General features: G+C 50.7%; 14 protein-coding genes. 8 read left to right on the forward strand and 6 right to left on the reverse strand.

The genetic code is table 11. The features are described from left to right. Positions 1-141 precede the first annotated feature (141 nt). Together fmt and def are read right to left on the reverse strand one after the other, a co-directional pair. Positions 142-1,089 carry a methionyl-tRNA formyltransferase gene (gene fmt, locus McpAg1_RS00555; RefSeq protein WP_338093330.1) on the reverse strand — a complete coding sequence of 316 codons (948 nt, stop codon included), beginning with the start codon at positions 1,087-1,089 and terminating at the stop codon, positions 142-144. Then, positions 1,086-1,577: a peptide deformylase gene (gene def, locus McpAg1_RS00560; RefSeq protein WP_338093331.1), complete on the reverse strand. Its 492-nt coding sequence runs from the start codon at positions 1,575-1,577 to the stop codon at positions 1,086-1,088. Before def ends, fmt begins: the two co-directional genes overlap by 4 nt. Positions 1,578-1,913: 336 nt before the next feature. Here def and McpAg1_RS00565 point away from each other — a divergent pair, with 336 nt between their 5' ends. The 4 genes from McpAg1_RS00565 (at position 1,914) to McpAg1_RS00580 (ending at position 5,887) form a co-directional block, all read left to right on the forward strand. Next, the gene (locus McpAg1_RS00565) at positions 1,914-3,599 is read left to right on the forward strand and encodes a hypothetical protein (protein WP_338093332.1); all 1,686 of its coding nucleotides are present in this window, start codon (positions 1,914-1,916) and stop codon (positions 3,597-3,599) included. 344 nt (positions 3,600-3,943) lie between these two features. Then, complete coding sequence (locus McpAg1_RS00570) at positions 3,944-4,372, forward strand: hypothetical protein (protein WP_338093333.1); 429 nt, start codon at positions 3,944-3,946, stop codon at positions 4,370-4,372. A 10-nt stretch (positions 4,373-4,382) separates the two neighbouring features. After that, the gene (locus tag McpAg1_RS00575) at positions 4,383-5,189 is read left to right on the forward strand and encodes a transglutaminase-like domain-containing protein (protein ID WP_338093334.1); all 807 of its coding nucleotides are present in this window, start codon (positions 4,383-4,385) and stop codon (positions 5,187-5,189) included. 53 nt (positions 5,190-5,242) lie between these two features. After that, entirely contained in the window at positions 5,243-5,887 is a 645-nt protein-coding gene (locus McpAg1_RS00580) for an HAD family hydrolase (RefSeq protein ID WP_338093335.1), read from the forward strand. Between the two features lie 127 nt (positions 5,888-6,014). Here McpAg1_RS00580 and McpAg1_RS00585 read toward each other — a convergent pair whose 3' ends face one another. After that, on the reverse strand, positions 6,015-7,478 hold the full coding sequence (locus McpAg1_RS00585; protein ID WP_338093336.1) for an ATP-binding protein: 1,464 nt from the start codon (positions 7,476-7,478) through the stop codon (positions 6,015-6,017). A 274-nt stretch (positions 7,479-7,752) separates the two neighbouring features. Between McpAg1_RS00585 and ileS the strand changes: the two genes are divergently transcribed. Next, on the forward strand, positions 7,753-10,959 hold the full coding sequence (ileS, locus tag McpAg1_RS00590) for an isoleucine--tRNA ligase (protein WP_338093337.1): 3,207 nt from the start codon (positions 7,753-7,755) through the stop codon (positions 10,957-10,959). Between the two features lie 684 nt (positions 10,960-11,643). Here the strand turns inward: ileS and McpAg1_RS00595 are convergent. Together McpAg1_RS00595 and cls are read right to left on the reverse strand one after the other, a co-directional pair. Continuing rightward, a complete protein-coding gene (locus McpAg1_RS00595) occupies positions 11,644-12,300 on the reverse strand; it encodes a flavodoxin family protein (protein ID WP_338093338.1) in 657 nt (218 codons plus the stop codon). Between the two features lie 50 nt (positions 12,301-12,350). Continuing rightward, positions 12,351-13,853, reverse strand: coding sequence for a cardiolipin synthase (gene cls / locus McpAg1_RS00600; RefSeq protein ID WP_338093339.1), 1,503 nt, complete (start codon positions 13,851-13,853; stop codon positions 12,351-12,353). A gap of 63 nt (positions 13,854-13,916) precedes the next feature. On the opposite strand from cls, the gene McpAg1_RS00605 reads away from it, so the two are divergent. The 3 genes from McpAg1_RS00605 (at position 13,917) to purC (ending at position 15,939) form a co-directional block, all read left to right on the forward strand. After that, a complete protein-coding gene (locus McpAg1_RS00605) occupies positions 13,917-14,114 on the forward strand; it encodes a hypothetical protein (protein ID WP_338093340.1) in 198 nt (65 codons plus the stop codon). A gap of 90 nt (positions 14,115-14,204) precedes the next feature. Beyond that, complete coding sequence (gene cofG, locus McpAg1_RS00610; RefSeq protein ID WP_338093341.1) at positions 14,205-15,179, forward strand: 7,8-didemethyl-8-hydroxy-5-deazariboflavin synthase subunit CofG; 975 nt, start codon at positions 14,205-14,207, stop codon at positions 15,177-15,179. Between the two features lie 46 nt (positions 15,180-15,225). Then, a complete protein-coding gene (gene purC / locus McpAg1_RS00615; protein ID WP_338093342.1) occupies positions 15,226-15,939 on the forward strand; it encodes a phosphoribosylaminoimidazolesuccinocarboxamide synthase in 714 nt (237 codons plus the stop codon). A gap of 321 nt (positions 15,940-16,260) precedes the next feature. On the opposite strand, the gene McpAg1_RS00620 is transcribed toward purC, so the two are convergent. Next, complete coding sequence (locus tag McpAg1_RS00620) at positions 16,261-17,097, reverse strand: PHP domain-containing protein (protein WP_338093343.1); 837 nt, start codon at positions 17,095-17,097, stop codon at positions 16,261-16,263. Positions 17,098-17,574 lie beyond the last annotated feature (477 nt).

Raw genomic sequence — 17,574 nt, forward strand, 5'->3', positions numbered from 1 at the left:
TAATTTTGATAATTTATTAAAAACCGCCATTGGTGATTTTTTTTATTCGCGCTATTCCGCGAAGCGGTAAGCAGGCCGAAACGACTCCCGAAGGGGGAGTTTAACACGACGGAACGTCGTGTGGAAGGCATGCGATTCGCGCTATTCGCGTTTCAGAGATTCTAATCTGGCCCCGACACTCAGATAATGTCCGTTCACCAGCTCAAACCCTGGCATCTCCTTCTTTCCTTCCGGTTTCGCCGACAGAATACACAAAGCCCCGTCTCCGGTCATCACCACCGGCCCTTTTCGTTTCAGAACGTCCACCACCTGTCCGGGCTCCCCTGCATGCTCCCCGAAAACCCGCTCGCTCCGGTAGACCAGCAGCCGCTTTCCGTCAGGAAGCCTCGTGTTCGCACACGGCGCCGGCGACAGCCCGCGAATCCGGTTATGAATCATCCTCGCAGGCATCGACCAGTCAATCACACACTCCTCCTTTGTGATCGACGGAGCAAACGTCGCCTTCGCATGATCCTGCGGCGTTGCGCAAACATCTCCGGATGAAACTCTCTCCAGCGCTTCAACGAGCGCCTTGGCCCCGAGAGCTGCGAGCCGGTCATGCAGCTCCCCAAACGTCTCATCGCCCCCTACTGCAAGCGACTTTGAGAGAATCACGTCCCCTGCATCCAGGTCCTTTGTGATGTACATGATCGACACTCCCGCCTCCTCATCCCCATTCAGCACCGAGTACTGCATCGGCGCTGCTCCGCGGTAGCGGGGCAGCAGAGAGCCATGAATATTGATGATCTTCTGCGGCGGCAGATTGATGATCTCATCAGGAATCATCATGCCAAACGCCACCACCACGCCGATATCAGCATGCAGCGCCGCAAGATCCGCGAACAACTGCGGATCCCTCATCGACTCAGGCTGAAAGATCGGAATATCATGCGCAAGCGCATACTCCTTCACCGGCGAAAAAACAATCTTGTTCCCGCGTCGGTTCGGTTTGTCCACCCTTGTCACCACACCGACGATCTCATGCTCAGCCGCGACCGCCTCAAGAGCCGGAACCGCATACGCAGGCGTCCCCATAAACAGAACTCTCATTCGGCCTTCTCCCCAGCAAGCCGCTCCAGATCGCGGGCTACCATCTTGCGTGCGATCGGTGTCAGCCGGTCGACGAACAGAACCCCGTCCAGATGATCATACTCATGCTGAAACACCCGTGCCGGAAAGTCCTTCAGCTCCTCTTCGATCGTCTCTCCGGTCTCGTTCTGATACCGCACCAAAATCCGCTTCGGTCTCCGGACTTTTTTGTGAACGCCCGGTATCGAGAGACATCCCTCCTCCATCTCAGATGTGGAGTTGCCGGCTGAAAGGATCTCGGGATTGATCACTTTGCGGAGTTTGTCGCCTGCATCCATCACAAAAAAACGCTGAGGGACACCTATCTGCGGCGCGGCAAGCCCGACGCCGCGGCTGTTCCGCATGAAAGGCACCATCTCCTCGAGCTGTTGCACCAGTTCCGGCGTTATTGCATCGACCGGCGTGCATCCGGCGGACAGGACCGTTTCTCCGTATATATAGACCCGCATGTATGGAATATATTGAACGGCAGAAATCATGAACACTTTGTTTTGGGGAATATTTCTGATAAAATAGGACTTATGCGGTGACAAGTTGTGATACCACGAAAAGATTTAGTCGATTTTTTTGTGAGAGTACATGTTTCAGCCCACGGGACGCACGCCTGCGGCATGCATCCCGTGGGCATCTCAAACATAATAGTACAACAACAACCAAAAATATACAATTATCATCTCAGAGAGCGCTATATATAGGTCCGGGTTCTGACCCGTTGAACTCCCGCCAGCATAATCGAAGCGGAACCATTCCCTCACCTCCACTCACCCACTCCCAAGGTGATATTCATGCCAAGTAGCGAACAAATCCACCCCAAAAATGCAGGTTCGGACTTCGGCAATCTTGCCGATTTCCTGACCCCGTTCGAACACAGTCAAAACGCCGTCTCTCCTTCCGAGGAGTCTCCGGTGTTTCCCGCTGTGTTCTATCTTCATGAAAAGATCACTGATTCAGTGAAGCAGGTGCATCTTGCACTCGCGCGGTTCAATGCCTCAGGCCATGGGCCTACGGTATTCCGACAGGACGGACATCTCGTCCGTGTTGTTCAAAACGAGGACGGCAGCTACGCTGTTGTCCCGCTGGACCGCAACCGGCTTCGCCTGATCCTCTCGGAAGCCGGCACATGGAAACGCTTTTTGAAGGACGTCATCGTCGAGCCGCACAATGCCCTGCTGGATGCGGCGATCGCCGCTCCTTCGGAGCGGTATCGGCTGATTCCGGTGCTTGCCGGTCTGCACTCCGGCGTCCTCCTCAGAGCTGACGGAACGATTGCATGCACGGCAGGGTTTGATGCGGCATCAGGATTTTTTCTGACAGCAACGCACACGCTTCCGCCAGTGCCCGAGCATCCGAGTGAATCGGATGTCGGTTTCGTCCGCGAGATGCTTGCCGATATTTTCGGCGAGTTTTTGTTTGCCGGTCCTGCGGACGCAGCGAACGCGGTTGCGGCATTGATGACTGCCGTTCTTCGTCCGACCATGCAGGGCCCGGTTCCTATCTGGGCGATCGACAAGAACACGCCGCGTGCCGGCGGAAGTCTTCTTGCCCTTGCGGTGGGCGCTCTTGCGTACGGCGAGGTTCCGATCGTGCATGCGACGAGCCGTCGCCGCGATGAGATGGAGAAGATTGTGCGGATGACGGTCCGCGAGAATCTCGGATACGTTGTTCTGGACAATGTGGTTGCCGGAACCGACTGGACGCCTGAAGTTCTGCTTTCGGCGACTTCGGGATCCGGACGGGTGATGTCCCGGAACATGGGAACCTACTCTTCGTTTACCGGAAAAACTCCGGCGTTTTTTGTGGTGAACGGGGTGCATCTGAACATCCGGGCTGACGTGACCGGCAGAATGTTTCTGGTGCGGCTCGCTGCACCAAAGGCCTGGCAGGAGATTCGTTTCTCCCGCACAAAGACCGAGCTGCTGGAACTTGCGTCCGCGATGCACCCGCAGGCGGTCTGGGGCGTTGCGGTGCTGCTCCGGTTTTGGCAACAGGCAGGCGAGCCTGCATTCAGGCTCGTGTCCGGGAATCTGTCGGAGTTTCCCGAGTGGCTGCGTGTGGTGGGCGGCGCTCTTGCGCACGCCGGCTGGTCTGCGGTTCTGGCCAATCAGGGCGAGATGCAGAGCGAGGAGAACGAGGCGGATGTTGAAGGGGCTGAGTTGGTGGCGGCGCTGTATGCGGTGTTTGGCGAGAGAGCATTTTCAGCGAAGGCGCTGCTGAAGATTCTGGTTGCGGAAGGTGCCGCCCGAAAGAGCGGGACCGGGCATGAGGGTCTGCTGAATTATGCGGATGAGGCGATGATCCGGTCCGCGGTTTCTGGCACGCTCTCTTCGGTGAAGGTGGGAATGTGGCTGAAAGAGTATGTGGGGACACGGTTTGCAGGAGCAGAGTGGTATGTGGAGAGATCTGATGTTAGAATCGAAAACGTTCGACAGTATCATCTCGTTCCGGTGGAGAGTCAAACTGTCCTCTGCTAATACTCTGCTACCCTTATCATCTTTTTTTTGGTTGAATCTTGGTATTTTTTGCTATGGGATGTTTCAATTAGATATTGCTAGGTTGCCTGATTGAGTGTATTTATGGTTTGGATCATATGGTCCTCTTCTGTTGTCATTTTTGAAGGTTGTGAAATTCCTCTGAACCTAGCAACATAGCAATTACATTATTTTTGTGGGTAAAATTTCTGTTTGAGAGAGAAACAATCCTATCTCTTGTTGGAATGGCTAGCATGTGGATAGTGTTTTTTGTGACATTTTTATAAGATATTATATATTCAATTGTGATACGAATATTTATCATTGAAAAAAAATAATTATCACATATGTTGCCGTTGTGGGTATGGATATCTGCCACCTGTGTTATAGTTGGTTTGATTCTGTTAGCTGTTGATTATGAACTGAACAGTAACAAAGGCAATGTATCAGGCGGACATCAATTATTCATCCAGGCACAACTTCGACAAAAACATCGAAATGACGCTGATTTTTGTGTTTTCTGTGATCTCAAAAATTACCACTCTTCCACTTTGATCAATCTCACCCTGCATATCAGTGCTGATGCTCCTACAGAGGGGTCAGACCAAGTCTGGGATCAAACCACTCTTTCCATCGGCAATTTTCCGGGGAATTCTTCTCAGACATTTCAGGAATATCTTACAGTGCCACTTGGTGTCACCACTGCATTTACCGCAACACTTACCGGCAATAATATTTCTCCATTATCGGTGACAACAGAGAGGATTATGGTATGAGGTGTGGTCAATGACATTTCTGAAATCTGTGGGTATATGGCTCGTTGTTTTTGGTATCGTATTCGGATTCTGGCAAAGTGGTGTCGTCGGTGTTGTTTTTGATTCTGTGTTAGGGGGAAATTCCAATACTGTTCCGATCGTTGCGGCGCCAACACAAAATATTCCTGTCTCCACATCGGGATACGCCTCCCCTACAAATGCGATGATGCGAACAGCGAGTCCAACACCCACAGAGGCGGGGTATTATGATCGAGAATATACTTGGAAATATAAGGGGACAACGTGGTATTATTCCATATCAATTCCGAAGAGTACATACAATTATTATCGGAATCTGGATCATACCTCTCGCGATTATTCTAAGTATGGTTCAGACGAATATACTAAAAAATATCTGGGCAATCTTGCCAAGATGTTTAAGGACAAGGGGAGGGAGTACGGATATTCTGATTCGGAAAATGTCATGAATGCAGTTGCTTTTGTTCAATCACTTCCCTATACGTCAGACAAGGTGACCACAGGCTATGATGAGTATCCGCGATATCCGATTGAGACACTCGTGGACAACGGTGGAGACTGTGAGGATACCGCTATCTTTACCGCGGCTTTACTGCGGCAGATGGGATATGGAGTAGTGCTGATTAATCCACCGGGTCATATGGCTGTCGGAGTGAAAGGTGGGGAAAATGTTCATGGTACCTATTATAATTATAATGGAGTAAAGTACTTCTATTTGGAAACAACAAGTAGTGGTTGGGATATTGGACAAATGCCCTCGGAATATAAAAATACGAAGGTGAAGATTATCCCAATATAATTCCTACATATTTATTGTCCTGTTTTTCTGATATCAATAGGTGTGATCTCTCTATGCCCGACTCCTTCCCCAAAGCCGTCATCTTCGACCTCGACAACACCCTGCACAGCCTCCTCCTCGCCCGCATCCGTGCAGCAGAAGTCCTGGCAATCCATCTCGACGACCCTTTGGGCGAACTGACCCTCCGGTTTTTGAACGGCGACAAACCAACGCTCGTCACTGATACTCTCACACCGTATCTTGCGGAGCGTGACAACCTCTCCGAAGACCTGCTCGCCCAGTGCAGCTGGCTCTACTTTGCCGTTGAACGAAATTGCCTGGAACCATTTGTTGGCATCGCAGAACTTCTCGCCACCCTGCACAGTACCGAAGTTCGGCTTGCTGTCATCACCAACTCCAAAGAAACCGATGCTCTTGACCGGTTGAAAACTCTTGGACTCTTCGAATACTTTACCGCAGTCGTCGCCCCCGAGACCTTCGGCGTCAAAAAACCAAACCCGCTTGTCTATCAGAAAACCCTTGAGCTGCTTGGCGTTTCAGCTGATGAAGCAGTCATGATCGGCGACCGGCTTGATCGCGACGTAATTCCGGCCCGGGAAGCAGGCATGCGTGCGGTTCACGTAGTCTACGGATCATTTGAGGCGGGCGAGGAAGGAGCGGTGAGAAAGGTGGAAGAGATATTGACGTCCTTTCTGTAATATAACATATAAATGTATTGTAACCCGAAAATCTCCCTCCAAACTCATCTGATGTATTTTTCGGTGTTTTTCGAAATTGCGCCAAATAATTTACCTGAATTATATGTAATGGATATGTAACACCATTCTATCCCCAATAAGGGAGATACTTGCGATTCCGTGCAGACCTCCCCTCTCCTTCAGGATCCTGAATCTTAATTAATCCTTTCTCCTGAGTTTGTTTCAAGACTCGCGACGCCAGCGGATAGTTCCTCTCTTCAATACCCAACCTATTGCGCAACGTCGTATTCGTCATGTACTCCCGCTTCACATAACACAAACAACTATGCTGATAACAAGCTCGAACTTTATCCTGTTGTCCCATTTCCGCTAACGTCTCATACGCAAACATCGTCACTCGGAAATATCCATTTCCCTCCTCAAAATCCGGTGCTGGCAACTGATAATCCTCAATCGCCGTAATCGCACGATCCACCCCGCTTCCCCGTTCCTCACACATTCTCATTCTCCTCATCAATCGTGCCAGTCGTTCATTTCGGGACCTCGGTGCACAATCAATCAAACGATCAATCGCAACCAGTGGTTTACCTGGATTCATGATCTCCATCCTCTTGGAAAACAGCTCTACCATTGGGCTGACACCTGTCTCCAAAAAATCCTGATGAATCACTGCATTTGCCAGAAATTCACGTATTGCCACAGTAGGGTACATCTTTGCATCCTTGCGGAGAGCCCCTTCAATAATTTCATTTGACGGCAACTGATCCTCGATTATCGTAATTGCTCGCTGTAAAGAAAGAGCATACCCTTCAGGTAAAACCCACTCTTTCTTCGCATGCAACCGATCCGAACCAGAGTAGAGAATAATTCTCAGCATTTTTCGTCCCAAATTCGGGAGCCTGTCCAGATTCCTGGCAAAGAGAATTGCACCAAGATTTGTGATACTATAGCGATTTCCAATCCGTACAATCAAATTTTCCTGACCGAGTCGTTCCATCTGAGCATCCTTTGTCTCTGGCAAAGGAAGTTCCAGCAACGAAAACACCTTCGGAACGTCAAGAATCTCATACACCTCATTCAAAGTCAGATTATCCGCAGCAGGATCCGCTTCAAATCTTCTCTGTTCCAGTTTCTTCCACAATTCCCTCTCCTTAAGAGGATAATCATCTAGACGACCAGTTGTGGTATCTATCCGAATATATTTCACCTTCTCAAAACTCACCGGCTGAAGATATGCTGCCGGGATCTCGAAAATCACAACCTGTTTTTCCTCCAGAACAAGTTCACGGACCTCAAAATCTAATCTCGGAGTAAGAAGACGAGTAAGCCAGGGAATCAGATCCTCATTCCCTTCCCCTTTTACTGTTTTTGGCCGAAATGTGGTCCCCACAATCTCGTGTGTTTTATCATCCACACCATATATGAGATACCCATGCGTCTGATCTGCGAGTGTTGCCGCATTGCTTAGTGCTGATATATCTCTTCCAATCTTTCTTGGTTCAGCATAATTTGTTTTGAAATCATAGAAGGTATCTTCCCGCTCATTTCTACAGAATCCCCGTATTAGTTCGGATAATGTTTCTGTTTTCATGATTTGTTTGATCCCCCCATCTGCATCACGTATATATGTGTTGTAGTTGGCATATGTTATGTATTTGTGTTCCTTTAATGGAGTTCTGATATATATTTGTTATGTAACTGATGTGTTTTTGCTAACAAAATTTTCTTATTTTATCTGCCAGATTCGATCTTAGGGCTTGAATTTCTTGATTTTGTATGTAATGGATATGTAATTTCTCTTTCCCAAATCCCTATCTACCATCACCGCCAACCTATACAGACACTATACCCGAGGGAACAATACCGTGAAAGAAATCACCGAAAGCTACGTCCCTGCAAACGTAGAAAGCGGCGTCCGCACCTACTGGGACGCCAACGACACCTATCGAAAAACCCGTGAACTCCGTTCCGGCGGAAAACCCTGGCTGTTCGTCGACGGCCCGCCCTACACCACCGGCTACATCCACTTAGGAACCGCCTGGAACAAAATCCTCAAAGACAGCATTCTCCGCTACCACTCCATGACCGGCAAAAACATCGTGGAACGTGCAGGATACGACATGCACGGCCTCCCGATCGAGGTCAAAGTCGAAGAAAAACTCGGATTCAAAAACAAGGCCGACATCGAAAAACACGGCGTCGCAAACTTCATCGAAGAATGCCGCACCTTTGCTCTCACCCACAAAGACCTCATGTCCGAGCAGTTCAAAAACCTCGGCGTCTGGATGGACTTCGACGACCCCTACCAGACGGTCGACTCCGGCTACATCGAAGCTGCCTGGTACACCCTGAAACGGTGCGAAGAAGAAAAAATGCTGGAACGCGGCAGCCGCGTCGTCAACTGGTGTCCCCGCTGCGGAACCGCCATCGCCGACGCCGAAGTCGAATACTGGGACGAAACTGACCCCTCCATCTTCGTCAAGTTCCCGATTACCGGCCGCGAAAACGAATACCTCGTCATCTGGACAACCACTCCCTGGACCCTTCCGGCAAACGTCGCAGTCGCTGTTGGCGCTGACTTCGTCTACGCCAAAGTCCGCGCAGTCAAAGACGGTGCCTCCGAAGACCTCTGGATCGCCAAAGACCTTGCCGAGCAGATCCTCAAATACGGAAAATATCAGGACTACTCGATTATTGAGACCAAGACCGGCGCTGAACTTGCCGGAACCAAATACACATCCCCGCTCGCAGAGCATGTCCCGGTCCAGCAGCAGGTAGAACACCGCGTCGTCATTGCAGACTACGTCGCGCTCGAAAACACCGGAATGGTCCACATCGCGCCCGGTCACGGATGGGACGACTACCTTGTCGGTCTCCGTGAGAACCTTCCGATCATCTGCCCGGTTGACGGCAACGGCAACTTCACCGCTGATGCAGGTATCTTTGCAGGCAAATATGTCAAGGATGAAGAGACCAACAACGCAGTAATCGAGGTGCTCGGGACAGCCATGCTTGCGAAACGCAAGATCACCCACCGGTACGGACATTGCTGGCGGTGCAAGACCCCGATCATCTACCGCGCAACCTCGCAGTGGTTCCTCAGAGTCAAAGAGGTCCGCGACAAGATGCTTGCCGAGATCGCTGACGAGGTCACCTGGTATCCGGAATGGGCAGGTTCTGCCCGGTTCCATGACTGGATCGAGGAGGTTCGCGACTGGTGTATCTCCAGACAGCGGTACTGGGGAATCCCGATTCCGGTCTGGGTCTGTCCGGTCTGCAACAAGTATCATGTGATCGGCAGATATGCCGAGCTTGAACAGATGTCTGGTCAGAAGATGACCGATCCGCACCGACCGTATGTGGATGATATTACGATTCCCTGCGAATGCGGCGGTGCGATGCGGCGTGTGCCCGACATCTTTGATGTCTGGTATGACTCCGGTGTTGCGTCCTGGGCAACCCTGCACTTCCCGCAGGAGACCGAGGCGTTTGAAAACTCCTGGCCGGCTGAGTTCATTCTTGAAGGACAGGATCAGACCCGCGGCTGGTTCTACTCGCAGCTGGCGCTGTCAACGATTGCGTTTGGCAAAGCTCCCTACAAGTCTGTGCTGATGCACGGATTTTCGCTGGACTCAAACGGGAAGAAGATGAGCAAAAGCCTGGGGAATGTTATCACTCCCGAGGAGGTTGTTGCCCAGTTTGGTGTGGACGTTCTTCGCCAGTATATTCTTTCGGCAAGTGCGCCGTGGGATGATCTGCGGTTCTCGATGGAGGGCGTGAAGACGGTGCACCGGATGTTCAATGTGCTGTGGAATGTTTACCGGTTCCCGCTGCCGTATATGCAGCTGGACGGCTACACTCCGGCAACGACTGCGGCAGGAGTCTGGGATCCGTCTGTGGTGGAGGATCATATTGCGGAATTCGGTCGTGAGGACCGCTGGCTGGTCAGCCGCGTGAACTCTCTTGCAGAAGCTGTTACAAAAGAGATGGCGGTCTGCAATCTGCACCGTGCAACGCGTCCGATTGCGACGTTCGTGCTTGACGAGCTGTCGCGATGGTATGTGCAGCTTGTCCGTCCGCGGATGTGGCTTGAGGAGGATTCAGTTTCAAAGCGTCAGGCGTATGATACGATGTACTACGTGCTGCGGAGACTGATGACGATTTTTGCGCCGTTCGCCCCGCATATCACAGAAGAGATGTATCAGAATCTGAAGTGTGCAGGCGACTCTCCTTCGGTTCATATGCAGGACTGGTTCTCCGGTGTTCCGCAGTTGATCGATTCTGCTCTTGAGGAGGAGATGACGATTGTGCAGGAGTTTGATGAGGCGGTGGCAAATGCCCGGCAGAATGGTAAGCGCAAAGGGCGCTGGCCGGTTGGCGAGGTTGTGGTTGCTGCTGCGTCTCCTGCGGTTGCGAATGCGGTGCTGGTGATGAACGATCTCTGCTGCGATCGTGCGAATGCACGGTCGGTGCGTGCGGTTTCCGGCATCTGGGACAGGGTTGAGTGGACTGCTCTGCCGGTGATGAAGGTTATTGGTAAGCAGTTCGGCCGCGATGGTCCGAAGGTGAAGGCGTTTATTGAGGAGTCGGACGGAACAGCCCTGAGGGCAGCCCTCGCCGCTTCCGGTAAGGTTGCGATGGAGAAGGATGGTTTTGCTACCGAGCTTACTGATGAGCATATGACGTTCGAGGAGCGGATGCCGGAGAATGTGTTCTCTTCTCCGCTCGGCGACGGCAGTATGGTGTATGTGGATGTGACGCTGACTGCTGAGCTTGAGTCTGAAGGATATGCCCGCGAGGTTATCAGGCGGATTCAGGAGATGCGCAAGCAGGCTGATCTTGCGGTGGATGCGAAGATTTCGTGCGAGGTTGTGGTGATGGATGAGCGTGTTGCGAAGCTCGTTGATGCGAAGCATGATCTGATTGCTGATGAGGTTCGCTCTTCGTGTCTGAAGATCCGGTCGCCTGAGGAGAAGCCGTGTTCGTGTTGTGTTGCCGAGCATGCCCTGCTTTCGATGGAGTGGGAGATTGATGAGCTGAAGCTGTCGATCAGTATTGCGAAGGCAAACTGATTTTTTTTCTTTTTTTGTGATAAACGCGAATAGCGCGAATAAAAAATCGCCAATGGCGATTTTCAATAGGAGTTACGCGGTGTACTGTTAAGCAGTGAAGTGTCGTCTCGTAATTCCCACTCACCACTAACCCGATCAACATTTTTCAGAAAAAAAAACGGATAAGTTTTCCTTGACATCACACCGCATAACTCCTATTCAAATAAAAAAAATTATTTGTGTTTTTCTGAAAATTATTTTGCAGTGTCACATTCCATGCCTGCAATCCTTCGTAGAATCCGCAAAAATATTTGTTTCTGCGGATATTTTCTATTCCTAGAATTTACGGGAATATTTTTCATATCCCTTTTGTTTCGCAGGGCCTTCTGAAAGTCACCATGTAAATTTTCTGCAAATTCCTAAAACAGACCCTAACCAAACGCAAATCTCAAATTCCGCTTCATTCAATAGCGCTCACCCCCAACCTCATACATATCCCCACCAAATTTTTTCATCCGACAACACTATTTTTCCTCGACTCAGTCATGATTCAAGAAAATTATCCCCACAACCCTGCATCACAGCACGAAGGAGTATATATGTTCTCTGACCAAAGTCTCGATAGTAACAATGTGAACCTTCAAATCAACCACAAACATCGCTCACATTCCTGATCTAAACCTCAAAAAAAGTTATTTGTCTATTTCACTCAGACACACGCGAAGCTGCCGCAAGACGTGCACCCAGCTCAAACGCCTTTTTGCAGTCGAGAGGGAACACCTCCTCACGCTGTTTCGTCTTTTCCGCAACATTCCATACTGACGAAACCACTTTGGCATAGTCCGCAAACTGATAGGTGTTGAAGCTGAGAAGTGCCTCGGTCGGGCCGAATGTCCTCTCAAGCGCCATTGTGTTGAACGCAATATGCGAGTCAAGTCCTGACTGTTTCATCTGTTCCTCGGTAATATTCATCGTATAGATGAATCCGGTCTGCATCTTCCTTGGAAACAGCGTCACCTTTGGCCCGTACTCCAGATACTGAAACACCAGCCGATCCAAAAATGCCGCCATCTCGCCGGACACGCGGCCCAGATAGATCGGAGACCCAAATATTACTGCATCTGCCTCCTCCACTTTCGCAAAAATCTCCTGAAGATCGTCAGACACCGCACATCTTCCGTAACTTTTTCCTCCAATCATCTTGCAGGCAAAACAGCTTTTGCATCCCTTAAAATTCAGATCATACAGATGAATCAGCTCGGTCTCCGCCCCTGTCGCGTCAGCTCCTTCCAGAGCATTCTTCAGCAGGGTTGCCGTGTTCCAGGACTTTCTCGGACTTCCATTGAACGCAAGAACTTTCATAGCTACTATATGCTCTCTTGCTCTACAAAAAGGAGATGAATGGAGATAATTTAGAGCAGCGGTGAGACCAGCCGGCAGATACCTTCCTTGAACTTGATCCAGTTCGGCCGGTTGTTGTAGATCTCAGCTGTCACCAGCGTGCACTTCTCTTCCATCTCTTTGGTCATGATATCATTCATCATCTGCCCGAACGTCTCATCATAGACGAAAGCGTTCGTCTCAAAGTTCAGCTTGAAACTGCGGATGTCCCAGTTTGCCGTGCCGATCGTTGACGCAACCCCGTCGATGATTGCTGTTTTGCTGTGGATGAACCCGTTGTCATAGGTGTAGCCCTTTGCTCCCGCACGAACGAGATCGCCCAAGTACGAGTAGCTTGCCCAGTAGACGAACGGATGATCCGGCTTGCAGGGAATCACAATCCGCACATCAATTCCTGCACGGATTGCGAGCAAAAGTGCGGTGAAGATCGTCTCGTCAGGAATGAAGTACGGGGTGTGAATATAGATCGATTTTCTCGCATGGCCGATGAGGCTCACAAACCCTGAGTAAATTGCCCTGCCTGCACCATCAGGCCCGGAGGATGCAATCTGGACTCCCGAGGTTCCGTGCGGTGCGAGAAGTTCCTTTAGCGGGTAATACCGGTTGTCGGTGTCTTTGTGCGAGCCGAGAACTACCGGAGCGTCCGGGACGGTGTAGTTCCAGTCCATGATGAACCGCGTCTGTAACGACGCGACTGATGCCCCGTGAATCCGTAAGTGTGTATCGCGCCAGTAGCCCAGAGGTCCTTTGCCGAGATACTCGTCACCGATGTTGAAGCCGCCGATGAATCCGGTTTTTCCGTCAACCACGAGAATTTTTCGGTGGTTGCGGAAGTTGATGCGGGTATTGAGGAACGGAATTTTCAGCGGGAAAAAGATCGCGACCCGTCCACCTGCTTTGGTCAGGTTTGCATAGAACTCTTTTTTGACCTTCTGGACACCGACCGCATCAAAGAGTACCCGCACCTCAACGCCTGCTGCGGCACGTTCTGCGAGAAGATCGATGATCTCTCTTCCGAGTTCGTCTGCACGGAGAATGTAATACTCCATGTGGATGTGATGTTCTGCGGATTTGATCGCTTCTTTAAATGCGGCGAACTTGTCTTCTCCGTGAGTGTAGACGTCAACCTGGTTATTGTCAGAGTATGCGGCATCGTCCAAGTTGAGGAGAAGTGCAATCGCGCTGTCGAAGCGTTCGATCTCGGCTGGAAGTCTCAGGGTTTTTTCCTGAATCTGTTTGTACTGGTACTGGGCAATTTTTGCGAATCCTTCGTCGGCGACGGTCTTTTTGCTGAAGATGTGTTCTCCATACAGGTGTCTGCCAAAGAACAAATAGACGACGAATCCGATTATCGGAACGAGCAGGATGAGCAGCAGCCAGCCGGCGACCACCTGCGGGTTTCGCCGTTCAAGAAAGAGCAGGGTTACAATGGCCCCGATATTCACGAGGATGACGATGATTGCAACAAACCATACGACTCCTTCCCCGATAAGATTCCAGAGAATATCAATCATGAGATACTTTGTAATTATATGTCCAGAGGGATATATTTTACACACACGGCTGGTGAGATATCGATGACACTTTCCTACAAACAGTTTTGTCTACTCTGGGGCAAGGGGCTGCTCGTTGCAGCGATTATTGCGGCGGTGGCAGGTCTGCTGCTCGGCGACGGCGACTGGGTGATTGTTCTGTATCAGGGAGCGGCAATTTTGCTGGTGCTTGCAGTGGTATTTCTGGTAATAGGACGGATGATGAAGGAGCTGCACGAATAGTCACGGTGTGCGATGGCATTTCTCCTATGCATTCTTTTTTGAGAAATCGATCAGATTAATATCCCCTTGCAACCCAATCTTAGAAGAGCTATGGCCCAGACGATTACGTTTTCCCGCAACGTGTTTCTCCCGCTAACCAATGTGTGTGCGAATGCCTGCGGCTACTGTTCGTTTAAAGCGCCTGTTGGGGACGGCTGCGTGATGCCGGAGTCTGAGGTTCTCGCAACACTTAAGCGCGGCAGTGAGTTCGGCTGCACCGAAGCGCTGTTCACGTTCGGGGAGCGGCCGGAGAACGAACCCGGGTTCAGGCAGTATATCGAGAGAGCCGGGTATCCTGATATTTTGTCGTACTGCATGGCAATGAGTCGGGCCGCAATCGACCTTGGGATGCTGCCGCACACCAACGCAGGTATCCTGACGTATGAAGAGATGGAACGGCTGCGGAACGTGAACGCAAGCATGGGACTGATGCTTGAGACGACCGCCGAAGTTCCTGCTCACCGCCACAGTCCGGGAAAAGATCCTGCCGTTCGAATTCAGATGCTTGCTGATGCAGGCAAGCTGAAGATTCCATTCACGACCGGTCTCCTGCTTGGCATCGGCGAGACCGTTGCGGACCGCGAGGAGTCGCTTATGGTGATCCGTGACCTGCAGAAGCAGTACGGCCACATTCAGGAGGTCATCATCCAGAACTTCTGTCCAAAACCGGGAACCGAGATGGCGGATACGCCGGGCGCAACTGCAGACGACATCCGCGAGACCCTGATGATGGCTGCTGAAATTCTTCCAAAAAGTATCTCGATTCAGATCCCGCCGAACCTGGCGGACGCATCAGCACTGCTCTCGTGCGGTGTGACGGATCTTGGAGGCGTCTCTCCGGTAACGATTGATTACATCAATCCCGAGCATCCCTGGCCGGCGCTTGATGCACTTCGGGATATTGCATCAGGATACGAGCTGCGCGAGCGGCTGTGCGTGTATCCGCAGTACTGCAATGCGGAGTGGATTGCGCCGGAACTTCTGCCGCTGGTCCAGAGGCTTGCCAATCAGACATATGGTCTGTGATGTGTGCTAACACTTATCACAACTCCGGTGAAATATATGGGATAGTATGAAGCAGGGCGATCTTCTCTATTTGGGTAAGGCAAAGTCCGTGTATCTGACCGACAAACCGGATGAACTTCTGGTGGTGTTTCGCGATGATATCACTGCGTTTGACGGGCAGAAAAAGAACGTCCTGTTGGGAAAGGGAGTTTACAACGCGAAAGTTACCGCGTATCTGTATCCGCTGCTTGAGGCTGCACATATTCCGACGCATTTTCTTTCTGCCGTGTCAGAAAACACCCATCTGGTCAGGAAACTTTCCATGATTCCGCTGGAGGTCATTGTCCGCAACCGTGCGGCAGGTTCTCTTGTGAAAAACTATGGATTTTCCGAAGGCCAGGTGCTTTCCCCGCCGGTGATTGTTCTTGATCTAAAAGACGATTCACGTCACGACCCGATGGTGAACGATGATATCGTTACGGCTCTCGGGATTGCGACCACCGGCGAACTTCGTGAGATCAAACGGCTTGCTCTTGCGGTGAACGATGTGCTGCGTGAAAATCTTGCGAAAAAGGATCTGGATCTCATCGATATGAAGTTCGAGTTCGGCAGGGATGCGAGCGGCGTGATCCGGCTAGGAGACGAGATCAGTATGGACTCGATGCGGCTGTGGGATCACGGCTCTGTCGGTGCATCACTTGACAAGGATGTCTACCGCAAAGAGCTGGGCGATGTGATGGAGACCTATGCTGCTGTTGCAGAGCGCATCTGCAGCGAATAATTTTTTTCGATGTGTTGGTGCTTGTAGCTTTATTCATAGCTCCGCCCACAGAACACACTGAACACACAGAATAGGCACGGAAAAAAACATCACGGAGCAGACGTGAACATCACGGAACCCTCATTGAAAATTATTTTTATGTACTCTCGCAAAATAATTTTCAGCTCTCCTGTTGATAAAATACCAACGAAATTATATTTCCGTGAAGTTCTCGTCTGCTCCGTGATGTTTTTCTGTGAAATTTCCGTGTGTTCTGTTTTTCCTGCGAAGCAGCGAGCAGGCCGCAGGCATGCGAATCGTGGGCGGAGCTGCGAAGTGATCCTATCTTCGAAGCCGCATTTTTCCCTGCCTGAGATGCACGGCAAGGCCCGGGCCAAGATAGGGCACGTATTTGGCGAGGACCTGCGTTCCCATCAGGAGATTGTTGGCAGGCCCGCGTTCGCAGCCGATGACATCAGTTCTCTGGAGGCGGACTGCTTCAAGAAACTCTGGTACCGGAAGCATTTCATCTGCAACCGTTACGGCGCGTCCCACTTCGCGAAGCGTGTGGGCGTCTGAACCTCCGGTCATGCAGAAGTTATTTGCAACTGCGTAGGCTTCGGCACGGGTGTTGAGCGAGTGTGAGAGGCCGCCGCAGATGACCTCAAGCCCGTCGATGTCATCGAGTACTGTTGGAGACACCATGCCGACATCAATTGCCTTGAGAACACCGCGAACCAGCATGGCGTAACCGTACGGATGTGCGGCGGCGACGAGACCGCCGCTTTCGTTTGCTTCGCTGACAATTTTTTCCGTGACAAGATCGGTTGCCATGTGGGGACAGGCCCCCTGATGACCGCTTATTGATGACTCGTAGTAGGACTGCAGGTCGCGAACTGTGTCAAAGTAGATGAGGAGATGTGGGCCGTCAGCGGCAGAGACCTCAATGCCCGGGATGATTCGATCGTTCGCATCGTCATGCTCGTAGGCTTCGCGGACGCCTGTAATGGTGTTGTGATCCGTTATTGCGGCACAAAGATTTCTGCGTCTGAGGTAGGCAAGGAGTTCGGGGATGTGAACAAGCCCGTCTGAGTGGCTGGTATGGACATGCATGTCGAATGCACTGCCTTTGCTGAATACAAGCGGGCAGGAGGATTCATACTGGACGGACCCGGACATAACTGTTCTGTATGTTGGCTGGCGAAAAAGAAAAAGTAGTTTATCCTGGTACTCTTTTTGAGAGATTAATTATGTATAGCATTATGTCCTTAGTACAGGAATATTAGATTTTTCGGAAAAATCGCATGATGTCAAAATATTCTCTCTGTATGATACTTTCGCTCATTCTGTTTCTCCTCACCCTCACGTCAGGGTGTGTGGAGGTGAATCTTTGGTTTCCGGAGGACGGAGGATACTTCATCACTGGATGATGCAATACCGAGAAGAGAAGTAAACCTGATTATCAGGGGGTACGCTACAGTTACTGAAGAGAAATTCACACCTGTGTTAACGTAACTGACCGACCCCCCTCTGTTTTTATATTTTTTAGGGAAAAAACGCTATTTTACACTACAGTTAGTGTAAAATCATCATTAAATAGTTAATTAGGATACATATTATCAGCCTACATTTGACCGTTGGAATGCTGACAACCGA

This window comes from Methanorbis furvi, from assembly GCF_032714615.1.
Lineage (GTDB): Archaea > Halobacteriota > Methanomicrobia > Methanomicrobiales > Methanocorpusculaceae > Methanocorpusculum > Methanocorpusculum furvi.

What these genes read in the sequence shown, in the direction of transcription:
- McpAg1_RS00585 (WP_338093336.1), bottom strand. Translation starts at nt 7,478, where the DNA reads ATGAAAACAGAAACATTATCCGAACTAATACGGGGATTCTGTAGAAAT.
- McpAg1_RS00575 (WP_338093334.1), top strand. Translation starts at nt 4,383, where the DNA reads ATGACATTTCTGAAATCTGTGGGTATATGGCTCGTTGTTTTTGGTATC.
- McpAg1_RS00620 (WP_338093343.1), bottom strand. Translation starts at nt 17,097, where the DNA reads ATGTCCGGGTCCGTCCAGTATGAATCCTCCTGCCCGCTTGTATTCAGC.
- McpAg1_RS00570 (WP_338093333.1), top strand. Translation starts at nt 3,944, where the DNA reads ATGTTGCCGTTGTGGGTATGGATATCTGCCACCTGTGTTATAGTTGGT.
- McpAg1_RS00580 (WP_338093335.1), top strand. Translation starts at nt 5,243, where the DNA reads ATGCCCGACTCCTTCCCCAAAGCCGTCATCTTCGACCTCGACAACACC.
- cls (WP_338093339.1), bottom strand. Translation starts at nt 13,853, where the DNA reads ATGATTGATATTCTCTGGAATCTTATCGGGGAAGGAGTCGTATGGTTT.
- cofG (WP_338093341.1), top strand. Translation starts at nt 14,205, where the DNA reads ATGGCCCAGACGATTACGTTTTCCCGCAACGTGTTTCTCCCGCTAACC.
- purC (WP_338093342.1), top strand. Translation starts at nt 15,226, where the DNA reads ATGAAGCAGGGCGATCTTCTCTATTTGGGTAAGGCAAAGTCCGTGTAT.
- def (WP_338093331.1), bottom strand. Translation starts at nt 1,577, where the DNA reads ATGCGGGTCTATATATACGGAGAAACGGTCCTGTCCGCCGGATGCACG.
- McpAg1_RS00595 (WP_338093338.1), bottom strand. Translation starts at nt 12,300, where the DNA reads ATGAAAGTTCTTGCGTTCAATGGAAGTCCGAGAAAGTCCTGGAACACG.
- McpAg1_RS00565 (WP_338093332.1), top strand. Translation starts at nt 1,914, where the DNA reads ATGCCAAGTAGCGAACAAATCCACCCCAAAAATGCAGGTTCGGACTTC.
- fmt (WP_338093330.1), bottom strand. Translation starts at nt 1,089, where the DNA reads ATGAGAGTTCTGTTTATGGGGACGCCTGCGTATGCGGTTCCGGCTCTT.
- McpAg1_RS00605 (WP_338093340.1), top strand. Translation starts at nt 13,917, where the DNA reads ATGACACTTTCCTACAAACAGTTTTGTCTACTCTGGGGCAAGGGGCTG.